Here is a 12,616-nt window from a genome sequence, read left to right as displayed (position 1 = left end):
GACAAGCCCATTGGCAGAATTAAGTATGCACTAAATTAATTCCGCCAACAGGTTTATCCACTCTTTTGCTAATTCTGTGAGTCTGTATTTTTGCTTCGGATGATTGGGCTGTTCAGGATACATTGGTTCAATTGCACCATCTTCCAACGCAGGAAGAAAATAATTTTTCCGGAATGATGTACGATGTTTGAATCCCATATTGGACATAATTTCATTCATCGTCATATAGTCGTCACTCATTGAAAGAATCATTTCTTGAACTTGAGCGGTACTTGGTCGATAGTTGAGCGGTACTTGGTCGGTAGTTGAGCGGTACTTGTCCTCTTTAGTTGCTTTTTTATCCTCCTTGTCTATCTTTGTTGTATCGGATGCGAAATAAGGTCGCATGAAAGTAATAGTAACAAAGCCACCATCAGAAGACCATGTGGGGGATTCCACACCTTGTGCCTGACAAGCATCCATGATACGCTTTGCACCACTCCCCCAGTTTTCCAGATAAGTCATCCGATAAAGTGCTTCCGCCACTTTCAGGTTATGCGGATATGACTCGTGAGGCTCCTTTATGTTTTCAGGTGTTATCTGAGGTGGAAATGTACCAGGACTAGCTATTTCTATACGGTCATCATAGATGGCAAGACTGATAGTCAGATTATATCTTTCCCAATGACGGTGGCAAAGGGCATTGATAAGAGCCTCGCGCAACGCATGATAAGGCACTTCAAGATGTTCCTCCCGTTCCAAACTATGATTGGTGATTCTACCACTGAGAGAAAGATGCTTGAAACAGAACGCAACTCCGGCATCTAAAAGTTGGAAGAAATTACCTTCAGCACGTTGATTATCACGGAACATATTTTTATTCGTACCTACAAACCGCGCCATTCTTAACGTGAACTGTGGATATTCGTCTATGTTACTAGAAAAGAGCAAGACCGCCCCATTTGTCGGCACACCATTCTTAAGCAACTTCCATTTTGATAAAATATCTCCTGTCGGCTCATACAATGCAGATTCCGGAATGCGCCCGCCATCAATACCTCGACGGATGCAATTACGGATTAAATTCTCGTTAAGGTCTGCCAAAGTCACACCATCAGCAGCCAACCTTTCCCACGCATACAACTGAGGTTGATGCGCACGGATACGCTCGTCATACATATCTTGTGGCATCACTTTCGTGGTGCTCTCAACTTTGTAATAGGGGCAACCGTGGAATGTATGCGGACGCTCGCCCCATACCCAACCATCAAAGTGCATGGCTATAACTTTGTTTCTCGGATATTCTGGTACATCAACATACGCTACTCGCACATCTACAGCAGGTTCCAACCCAGCCAAAGCCTGAGCTATTTCCTGCTGCGTCTTATCTGTTACCTCCTGTCCAATTATCTTTAACGACTTGGGAGCAACACCAAAAATCAACCAACCACCTTCTGTATTAAGGAATGCACACGCTGAGTGCATTCCATCTTTCAGTTCGCCGGTAGTCTTCTTCAACTCCAAAGTCCGCGACTCATCGAAAGCTATCAGTTTCTTTATATCGTCAATTTCCATTGCACTTACTTTTTTATTTTGAAACTTGTGGTAATGGCTCACAAAACATTTTGTTAACAACTCTATCACGCATTAACTTCATGTCCGTAAAATTACGACATATATTTTGTGCGATTTCCAGATAGTTATCTGAACCATCATCTTTTTGATAATAATATGGCTTTATTGAAACACAGTTTTTATGTTCAAACAATGTGTTTAGCAGCGTTCGGTCGGAATTGCCACAAGAATGCCCCATGATATAAACCTGATATGGAGCAGATTCTATGAACTGTAGCAAATTACGATAATTGTCAGACTCTAAATACTTTATAGATTTAATGTGTCTTAAGCACTCATTATCTGATTGTTTAAGAAAATCTTTATAATCCTCATCAAGTTCATCACCATAACCCAATATCATACTACTGGGATTATTTAAGTCTCCATGAATATGATTTATAGATGCAACTTTCAGTTCCCCGTATTTGTCTGTTACTTCAGTATAATTAAAATTAAGTAGCATAATATTCTCAGGAATTATTAAATCCTTTAAGTATACTTCTTCCATCTCTGAAGATTCTGAAAATTGCTTTTTGAGCCGTTTAATCTCTTCTGCCTTAAAGTGCCTATTAGGACCATCAAAGCCATATTGACAGAGCAACCGCTGATACACATCGTCTTGTTGAATCAGATAATCTACATAGTCATAATAAACCTGTAATTGTCCGATACAAATATCATCTTTATGAATATTTCCATAAATTTGATGTTGTATCTCTGCATTGCACTTGATATCATCAGTTGTGACAGAAGAAAGATATTGAGCTAAAAGGTCTTGAATATAAAGTAATTGCTTGTTAAGTTCGGAAACTGTATAATTACAATTATCTGGACTTATAATAGTGCTTCGTAATAAGTTATAATATTCCTTTTCTATGTCAACCCATCCTTTAGTCTCTATGGAAGTACATATATTCTTAAAAAATGGAGAAAATGAGAGCTCAAAGGACTTAGAGTCATTGGTAATATAATCAATGACTTCTTTACTAGACGGTTTGTTAAAATACTTAGGAAGAGAAAATGCAAAGACATTCCAACAGCAATTGTAATTGCCTGAGGTAATTTTGATAGAACAAAGGCAATCCTCTGATATAGACGAAATATTTCCCGTAAAAGAATCAACTCGTTTCTCCCAATACCAGTTTATGAAATCTTCATATCTGGTAGGAAGCCCATGTGCCAAGTCAAAACCGTTGCCGATAAGTATAATTCTATTCATGTCTTTATTTATTTGAAAGAATCATACTTTGAAAAGAACGCAGACAATGAAGTGTCAGGCATTGGAACATCCGAAAGTTTTTTCTCGACATCGTTCCAATGAAAAAAATTATCACAAGCCGTATTAAGTTCTGTCAAATCAATCAGAATTTGTGATGTCAATCGTATAATTTCTTTATTGAGAACATTTAGAACCTTTTGCGTATTTGGCGATGTTGATGTAATAACAGTATTAGACACCTCACTACTCAAAGTATCTAATTTGTCAGTACAAATTGCCATGGGTAAATAGATACAGTCTTTGGCTAATGAATCTAATTGGATTATTCCTGTAGAGAATAGTCGAGTGATTATCCTTTTTATCGCTCGTGAGCGATTGGAAGAGAAAAATGGATTATAATCCAGTGAGCGCAATGAAAATGTCATTTGCGTTATTGTGCTTGATAAACTGCTCAATAAATTATCAGAAACAAGTCCATTCTTGTTAAGAATATTCGTGATATTTGCATTCGCAGCTTGTAACTGACCATAGATAAATGCCAGCTGAGAAAACAAGAATTGTTCAATAGATTTCTTCATCTGAATAAAACGATAAATTTCAGTAAATATCAGTACCGAAATACTTGCAAATGCACCACTGAAACAAGTGAACAGAAAGTTGTTTGATATGAATCGTGAATTAATCGCACAAAATTCTGTCTCCATATTTACCGAAATTGCATAAGATATCACCAAGCATAACATGCCAAGGATAACCAAATAAATAATAGTATGTTTTAATTGTGTCATATTACGGTTCTGCTACCATTGATGAATAAGAATCATTGCCAATTACATAAGGGCGAGGCTTGTTGTGCCGTTTGAAACATTCTGCCTGCTCCAAAATCTCTTTGAACACCTCGTCACGAATCTTCGGAGGATAGCCTGCACGAGCCAACAGGACAATTACATTCATCTTCAATGTTGCCCGAAGGTCAGGACGATTCAACCAATCCGAAACATCTGACTGTTCCTCTACCATCGTTTTAATTTGCTTAGCCAGTTCTGTCAATTTTTCATCGGGAAATTTTTCAATGAACTCATATTTTATAGCTACTGATTGCAGAATGTCGAAGAATGCTTTCTCTTCAAATGACAGTCCTATAGAATTGCCGGCGGTGCGTTCGCTTGCCACATCCTCCATAAGTCTTACCATCTCGCCAACAACATCATCAATCACATCATTGGCTAATGCCGCATCATCTGAGCGGTCATTATATTTCTTTACAATATCCTCCAAGCGTTTCGTGAAGTCGATACCTTTTTGCCTATTGATTTTCCGTAACGATTCAATAACCTTTTTCAAAAGTTGCTCCATCAGCTTGACTTTGGTGTTCTTGTAGGGTATTTGGTCAAGGCGTTTCATGTATTCCGCAGAAAGAAGATCAATCTCCTCATCGGCTGCAACACCGATTTTGGCCACTTCTTCCACCGCTTCGGACATCAAAGCATCTTTTAGCATTCCGCTCACACGCTTATTCATCTTGACAGCATCCGGTGCGTTTCCTCTTGTCAGTTTAGAGATTATGGAACGGATAGCCAACATAAAATGAATGTCGTTGTCTTCCGCTTCGGTCAGATGTTCCGAGTTACAGCATATATCATACGCACCTTTCATTTTTTTACAATGTCGCATGAAACGTGTTTCAAGTCCTTTGGTACGTTGGATATATTCCGCTCCCGTTTGAAGTATATCTAATTGTTCAAGAGGTGTTCCAATGAAGTAACCAGACCAATCAAAAGCATGAAATATTCGCTTAATCACATCCAATTCGTCCTTAACCACTTTAACCGCCTCATCAATGGTTTCAAGATCTGGGCCATCGACTTCTCCATTTCCTCCATACTGATGAAGAGCTTCGTTCATCTGCCGCTTTATGCCGAGATAGTCAACTACAAGTCCTTTCTCTTTTCCGGGATAAACACGATTGACACGCGATATGGTCTGAATCAGTGTGTGCATTTGCAAAGGCTTGAAGCAATACATCGTATCAAGACTTGGCACATCAAAGCCGGTTATCCACATATCTACAACAATGGCAATCTTGAAATTGCTTTTTTCTTCCTTGAATTGTTTGTCTAATGTTTTTCGATAGTCGTCATTACCGAGCAGATTATAAAGTTCATCTGAATCATTATCCTTGTCACGGGTAATAACCATTGCGATGCGCGGCATTGGTTTGATTTCCTTGCGTTCCTTCTCCGAAAGAGTTTCTCCTTCGATACATTCTTTGCTTTCCGCCCATTCCGGACGCAAACGGATAATCGCCTGATAAAGGTTCCAAGCAATGGAACGACTGCTGCATACTATCATAGCTTTACCCAACACCGTCGAACCTTCTTCGATTCGCTTTTCGTAGTGTTCCACCATATCTTGGGCAATCTTGGCAAGCAAATCTGGGTCATTGAGGATATTATCCATCCTCGTCATCCGTTTCTTGCTTTCTTCTATCTGATAATCGCTTGCACCCTCGGATTTGCATTGTTCATAAAACAGCTCAATTTCTTTAACTTTATCCGAATCAATCATAACCTTTGCTGCACGGCTTTCATAAACTATCTTACGCGTAATCTCATCCGTAACCGCTTCGGTCATGGTATAGCGGTCTACAATCGGACCAAACACATCCAGCGTATTGTCGAGCGGTGTTCCGGTAAATCCCACATATGTGGCATTCGGCAGGGAATCTCGCAAGTATTTGGCAAAACCATAATGATGCTTTACGCCCTTTTCTGTGATAGTTGTTTTCTGCCCCAAACTTGTTTGTGAACGATGAGCCTCATCGGATATGCAGATAATGTTTGTACGGTTGCTTAACAGGCCTGTGCCTTCCTCGAATTTCTGAATCGTTGTAAGATAGACACCTCCAGCAGAACGGTTTTCAAGATGTTCTTTAAGTTTTCCCCGACTTTCCACCTGAACGATAGTCTTGTCTCCAATGAATTTGGTGGCATTTAAAAACGACTTCGACAACTGATCGTCAAGGTCTGTTCGGTCTGTAATCAGCACAATGGTAGGACTGCTCAGTTGCTTGGAACGCATCAGTTGTCGGGTAAGGAACAACATGGTGTACGACTTGCCACAGCCAGTAGCTCCGAAGTAAGTACCACCTTTTCCATCACCGTCAGGATTCAGTCGTGAATGCTTCACAATATTATTGAATAGTTGAGTGGTGGCGAAATACTGCGGATAGCGACACACGATTTTATCCTCGCCCTTGGGAGTATCAGGCAAGAAGATAAAGTTATGCAATACATCAAGCAAACGTTCCCTTCTGAACAATCCACGCATCATTGTGAACATCGTATCAAATGCACCGTCAAGAATTGAGTCTGTTGCTTCCACTTTGTGCCAACCGTAGAAAAATTCATATGGAGCAAAGAGTGAACCGATTTTATTGTTCACGCCATCGCTGATTACCACGAACGCATTGTAACGAAACAATTTAGGAATATCACGACGATAACGCACCGTCAGTTGTTTGAAAGCATTTTCTATCGTAGTATTTTGTTTGATGGCATTCTTGAATTCAAGTACCACCAATGGAAGTCCATTTACAAATACAATACCGTCAGGAATACGATGATGCTCTCCGTCAATGGCAAACTGATTGACGAACCTGAATATGTTATTCTTTCCCAACTCATTATTGTTCACTTCTGTAAAATCAATTGGATAGATATGAAGGTTTGGCAACTTAGGATTGGTTCGCTTCAACGAAAAGCCTTCTTGCAGAAGTCGCAACGCTTCTACATTCTCAGCGTATACACCACCGCCGTCCGATGTTTCCAACCTGGTGATTGCCCGATTAATTTCATCCTCAGTGATATGTTCGGCTTCATATTTTTTCTGCAAATAAAGACGCAAGTCATCGTAGAGAATAACATCTCGTGTATCACGTGAGATGCTTTCTCCATACACATAGTCGTACCCCTCAGCCTTGAAAAGTTCGACAAATGCTTGCTCTAATTGTGTTTCGTTGAATTGTAACATAATTATAAACCTGATAATTTCTTGATTTTTTCAAGGATTGGGCGAAAGTTTTCCCAGCTGTCATTACTTATTTTGATGTAATTACTAATAACCGCTTTTGCAAAATCATCTTTTTTTGCTAATAGGTTATTATCAAATTCATCATATACGGCTTGCCCTCCATTGTTTTCTAATATTTTATCCAAAGTTTTACCATCGGGCTTATTCAATATAAGATTTTTATCTTCATTATGTCTCATAGAATGTTGTGTAAATTCTGTACCGAAGAACAATCTATGTCCAGTCTCATTGACTGGAGATTTGATTTCTTCATCTGAGAACAAATATTCTATTGAAATATTTGTTTGCCCCTTATCTTTTCTATCTTTGGGTATTGGTATGCAGAAAGCATATACTCCATTTCCATAATCTTTGTATTTATCTTCTCCAACATCCATCTTTTTTACCGTAGAATCAATATCTCGATCGAATATTCCAATAATAGGGAAAGGCCTCCTTATTTTACATAGCTGTTCCAGCATCTTTTGTAAATTTGAGTCTCCGTCAGGTTGTTGATCTTGAGTTATAACATCAAAATCTATATCATTTGCTTCCAAAACATCCTTTGCTTTTTGAATAAATTTAATATCTGTTTTTCCTTCAGTTATTACTAAGGGTTTCCTAATTGCCTTAAGAGAATCTTCCAATTGTTGATATTTCCGAGCAAATTGATTATTCTCATTCACCATCATATCGTAAACTTCTTTATATAAAGCATTATTTGTCGGAGAACAAGTAATACCATTATTATCTAAATCTATTATTTGAGAACGCTCTGACGCAGTTTCAGCAAGCCCAATATTCAAGAAAGGAGAATGAGAACTCACGATAAATTGTATATTGGGAAATAGATTGAATAATTTGGGCAAAATTTCTTTTTGCAATGTGATATGAAGATGTTTATCAACCTCATCTATTAAAACGACTCCATTTATATTGTTCAATTGTATATTATTTTGGTTGTTATCTGCTTGATGAAGAATTTCGCCAAAGATAGATATTAACGACAATTCACCTGCAGATAAATTAAATATTGAAGGGCAGATACATAATGAAGTATTGGACGATACATCATTCATAATAGCTATTCTAGTTGAACCACTGTTTCTTGCTCCTATACCTAATCTAATAATTCCATTATAAGACTTTGAAGATAAAGCACTTGATACAATATTATTGAGATTGTCCCACACAAAAGTTCTTTCTTCTGGAGGTATCGTTATCGGGAGAATATTATTGCCTTTTTTAAATAATCGAGTTTCTTCTTTTAACTTCATGTCAAGTAGTACATCCAAAAACCAATTAACCAATGAAGGTAAATCAGAAACAACCTCAATCTGATTATCAAGATAACCTGAGAATTTACTTTTTATTGCATAATCCAATTTAATATTATATGGATCATTCAAATAGTTAGGGGTTTCATATCTATATGAAGGAAAGTATGTTAATATGGATTTTGAAAAGATTTCTTTTTCGATTATATTTTTATCATCCAATGACCAAAACTTGATATTATTGGCAGAGGAGAGCGTATGTTGTATTTTTGAAAAATCTATTTTAGATTCTATGGTTATTTCTGAATCATATTGTTCTTTCGTACAGTTATTTCGAATATCAATATAATCTATGTTTTTATTATTGTATTTAAAACGTAAGTATACATATGAAGGGCTTGATGAATTGATATTATACAAAGCAGAAGATACCCGATAATATTTATTCTCTTTACCTTCAAATTCATTGTGAAATACTTTTTTTGCTAATTCATAAAAAGCATCTGTTATATGCGACAGGATAGTTGTTTTTCCATTTCCGTTAATGGCAGATAATACATTTATACCATTTTCTTTAAAATCAAGTTCCAGACGCTTAAATGGAGCACGATTTATAAATATTACTTTTACTAAACCAAATGACATGACTTTAATAATTTATTGTCCCAACTTTGACAAAAGCAAAGATTGTAATTCGATTAATACTCCTATTTCTTTTCTCTTCTGAATATTTTCTATTTCAATTACTTCAGCTATTTTATCAAAACGTTGTATCGTATTGCTATTTGGGATGACACAATCAATTTGGGTTAGAATCGTTTGAGTTAACAACGGTTGGCTCGATCCTTCACTTTTACTATTTAAGCTAAGAGTATTCAAAAGCCAATAAAGATAATACAACGCTCCTTCTTTGGAAACTGCCAACATCGCATTATCATTAATCCAGCACTTTTCTCGTTCTATTTGAATATTTCCACAATTAGCTCCAACCCTACCAATTACTATTACATTTATGGCATTATGGGAATTATGCCCCCCAACAATACCATTTCCGCCGTATACAGGAATCTCACCGTTTATGGATTGTACAGCTTTCCCATTCTTAAAAACCGCAAATTCCCCCAATGTTCCTATTCGCCATCCTTTAGGCAGATTCTCTATATCAATATTATCCACAAACATTTTACGATAGATCGTCTTAGCCGTTTCTTCAAGAGTAGCTATCAACCGACGATTATTCTCAATTCGTCGCTCTATAGCTTGATATTGGGCTACTATTTTTCGTTGTTCTTCAATCGGAGGAATAGGCAACAAGACTTCGCACATCTCACTCCATTCAAAAACTTCACGTGCTGAGCCATGCGATTTAAAACGGGCATATCTATCGAACTCAGGACGGCGAAACCACATCATCAGGTATTCAGGCAATAATTCCATTTCGTTTGTTATCTCAAAGACTGTATATATCGCAGAAACTATCGCCTTGCCTTGACCGCCTAATAATGCAATCGCAATTTTATCTCCTCGACGTGATGTGTCAGCTATGTATACAAATTGACTAGGAGCAACAACTTTATAATTGCTCATGTCCGTGCCAATTGTATTGGCTATTGAGGGTATAAATTGTTTGTTTACACTTAGTCCCAGTAACCTTTCCACCGCCAAGTCCCGATTGCGCACATCCACCTGCCGGATATAGTCCCCCAGCCGCTTATAATTTGATTTCATATCCCAGCGATTTAAAGACATTAAGCACTACTTCTCTGCTTTCAGCCTCTTGCCTAAGGATGTCGGCAAGTTCTGATTGAAGTTCCTTCATGCGTGTGTCGTAATCCACCGATTCATCCCGATCAACAAATTCGATGTATTTGGAGGGCACCAGCGAGAAACCTTTGTCAGCAACGCCACCTTCTTCATCTATACCCACTGATTTGCAGAACTCCGGCACATCAGTATAGGTTTCAGCATATCCTTCTCGTTGCCAGTTGTGATAAGTGTCGGCCACTTTACGAATATCCTCATCGGTGAAACGCACATATTTCTTTTCAAAAGGTTCGCCCATCTGACGCATATCGATGAAAAGTATCTCCTTTTCACGGTCGCGATAATGTATTTCTTCTCCATTGCGATTGACTACACGAGTTTTCTTGTTCACATTAAGAATCCAAAGCGTAACGGATATATCAGTAGAGTAAAAAAGGTTTCGAGGAAGTATAACAATCGCTTCCACCAATCCGCATTCAATCATCTTACGGCGGATCTCCCCCTCTGTTCCATCGGCACTCAATGCGCCATTGGCAAGAATGAAACCAGCCACACCATTGGATGAGAGTTTGCTCACCATATTGAGAATCCAAGCATAGTTGGCATTAGAGGTAGGCGGCACGTCATAACCATCCCAACGAGGGTCGTCCGTCAGCTGGTTTTCCGCTCTCCAATCTTTCTGGTTGAAGGGAGGATTGGCCATAATGAAATCGGCTTTCAAGTCCTTATGGCGGTCATCTGTAAATGTATTAGCGGCATAATCGCCTAAATCGGCTGCAATACCACGAATAGCAAGATTCATTTTTGCCAGTTTGAAAGTGGTCTTGGTATATTCCTGACCATACACCGATACCTTACGACGATTACCATGGTGACTTTCTACAAACTTCATCGACTGCACAAACATGCCGCCCGAACCGCAACAAGGATCGTAGATTTTACCTTCGTAGGGTTCAATCATCTCGGCAATCAGATTGACTATCGTCTTGGGTGTATAAAATTCGCCCTTTCCTTTTCCTTCCTTAATAGCAAACTTTGAAAGGAAATATTCATAAACGCGCCCTATAATATCATTACCATCTGCCGATTCGAGTATGGCATCAAAACTATCAATCTTATCAAGCAATGAACCAAGTTTTTCTGCCTCTATACCCAGTGAACTATAATAATTATTAGGCAATGCGCCCTGCAAAGGTTTATTCTCTTTCTCTATATCAGAAAGTGCCTTATCCACGATTGAAGCAATATTCGGTTGCTTTGCGTTTTCCTTGATATATGACCAGCGAGCCTTTTCCGGAAGATAAAATACATTCTTGGCTGCATAAAACTCTATGCTATCCACAAAGTCTTCAAGACCGTCATTGATTATCTCCTGACGGCGTTTCTCAAAATGGAAGCCTGCATACTTCAAGAATATCAATGAAAGGACAACGTGTTTGTATTCGCTCGGCTCAATAGAGCCACGCAGCGCATCACACGCTTTCCATAACACTTCTTCCATCGGAAGATTATCTTTCTTATTAGTCGCTTTCTTTGCCATAATCAATCATTATTACCGCCATTGATAAGTTGGCGAGGGTCAACATTCAAAAGTGCTGCAATTTTCACAAGCATATCAAGGGAGGGTTGCATCTTGTTGGAACACCATCGTGAAACGGTTGCCTCGTTCTTTCCGACCTGCTCCGCCAGCCATTTCCCGGTTTTACCATTCTCAACTAACACAACTTTCAGCCTATTGATTTTTTGAGATTCCATACGTCTTGATTTTGCCTGTTAATTACAATACTTTGATTTACTATGCAAATTTAGCGATATTATCTGAAAAACACGGTGTAAAGTCTCAGAAAAGTAGCATAAATGCCCTTAAAACCAAGTATATTGAGTATATTTGCAAAAGAAGAGAAGAGAAACAAGCCAATGAACAAAGAAAATCAAATAATACTCTATCAAGACGATAACGATATAACTCATGTGTCTGTGCGCTTTGCTGATGAAGACTTGTGGCTGACTCAGGGACAATTAGTTGAGATATACCAAACAAGTAAATCAAATGTAAGTGAGCATATTAAACATATTTTTGAAGATGAAGAACTAGCAAGGGAGGCAACTGTTCGGAAATTCCGAACAGTTCAAATAGAAGGTTCTCGTAAGGTTGAACGGGAAGTGGAACACTACAATCTTGATATGGTTATCGCCTTGGGCTATCGTGTGCAATCTCAAGTGGCTACTCGTTTCCGCCGTTGGGCTACGCAACGGCTTCATGAGTATATCCAAAAGGGCTTTGCTATGGATGATGAACGGTTGAAGCAAGGTGGCAACCGTTATTTCCGTGAGTTGCTGCAACGCATCAGGGATATTCGTAGTAGTGAGCGCAACTTCTACCAGCAAGTCACCGATATTTATGCTACGGCCACGGATTATGACCCACGAGACGGTATGACAAAGATGTTCTTCGCCACCGTACAAAACAAACTGCATTATGCCGTTCATGAAAATACTGCGGCAAAAGTGATATACAATCGTGTGGACAACGAGAAGCCATTTGTGGGTATGACAAACTTTAAGGGAAACTATGTGACAAAGGATGATGTAAAGATTGCCAAGAACTATTTGTCTGAGATTGAACTCCAACGTCTAAATCTGCTTGTTTCAGGTTTCCTGGATTTTGCGGAGTTCCAAGCATTGGAAA

9 protein-coding genes are annotated in these 12,616 nt (G+C 38.6%); 1 reads left to right on the top strand and 8 read right to left on the bottom strand.

Translation table 11 applies throughout. The annotated features are described in order from the left end of the window. Positions 1-30: 30 nt before the first annotated feature. Genes C5S62_RS03900 through C5S62_RS03865 form a run of 8 tightly spaced genes read right to left on the bottom strand, consistent with a single transcriptional unit; the run spans position 31 to position 11,682 of the window. Positions 31-1,554 carry an ATP-binding protein gene (locus C5S62_RS03900; protein WP_104404139.1) on the bottom strand — a complete coding sequence of 508 codons (1,524 nt, stop codon included), beginning with the start codon at positions 1,552-1,554 and terminating at the stop codon, positions 31-33. Positions 1,555-1,567: 13 nt separating this feature from the next. Then, positions 1,568-2,815, bottom strand: coding sequence for an AbiH family protein (locus C5S62_RS03895; RefSeq protein WP_104404138.1), 1,248 nt, complete (start codon positions 2,813-2,815; stop codon positions 1,568-1,570). A gap of 8 nt (positions 2,816-2,823) precedes the next feature. Beyond that, a complete protein-coding gene (locus C5S62_RS03890; protein ID WP_104404137.1) occupies positions 2,824-3,603 on the bottom strand; it encodes a hypothetical protein in 780 nt (259 codons plus the stop codon). 1 nt (position 3,604) lies between these two features. Continuing rightward, complete coding sequence (locus C5S62_RS03885) at positions 3,605-6,847, bottom strand: type I restriction endonuclease subunit R (RefSeq protein WP_104404136.1); 3,243 nt, start codon at positions 6,845-6,847, stop codon at positions 3,605-3,607. Positions 6,848-6,849: 2 nt separating this feature from the next. Next, a complete protein-coding gene (locus C5S62_RS03880; RefSeq protein ID WP_104404135.1) occupies positions 6,850-8,808 on the bottom strand; it encodes an AAA family ATPase in 1,959 nt (652 codons plus the stop codon). A 12-nt stretch (positions 8,809-8,820) separates the two neighbouring features. Further along, the gene (locus tag C5S62_RS03875) at positions 8,821-9,891 is read right to left on the bottom strand and encodes a restriction endonuclease subunit S (protein ID WP_104404134.1); all 1,071 of its coding nucleotides are present in this window, start codon (positions 9,889-9,891) and stop codon (positions 8,821-8,823) included. Further along, positions 9,875-11,467, bottom strand: coding sequence for a class I SAM-dependent DNA methyltransferase (locus C5S62_RS03870; protein WP_104404133.1), 1,593 nt, complete (start codon positions 11,465-11,467; stop codon positions 9,875-9,877). Before C5S62_RS03870 ends, C5S62_RS03875 begins: the two co-directional genes overlap by 17 nt. Positions 11,468-11,469: 2 nt before the next feature. Further along, positions 11,470-11,682, bottom strand: coding sequence for a helix-turn-helix transcriptional regulator (locus tag C5S62_RS03865; protein ID WP_036618118.1), 213 nt, complete (start codon positions 11,680-11,682; stop codon positions 11,470-11,472). 162 nt (positions 11,683-11,844) lie between these two features. On the opposite strand from C5S62_RS03865, the gene rhuM reads away from it, so the two are divergent. Next, positions 11,845-12,616 (top strand): RhuM family protein (gene rhuM, locus C5S62_RS03860; protein ID WP_104404132.1); only part of this gene is annotated, 772 nt, incomplete at its 3' end.

This window comes from Prevotella sp. MGM2 (assembly GCF_002933955.1).
Lineage (GTDB): Bacteria > Bacteroidota > Bacteroidia > Bacteroidales > Bacteroidaceae > Alloprevotella.
The sequence above is the reverse complement of the archived record's forward strand: the minus strand, read 5'-3'. Positions and strand labels throughout refer to the sequence as shown.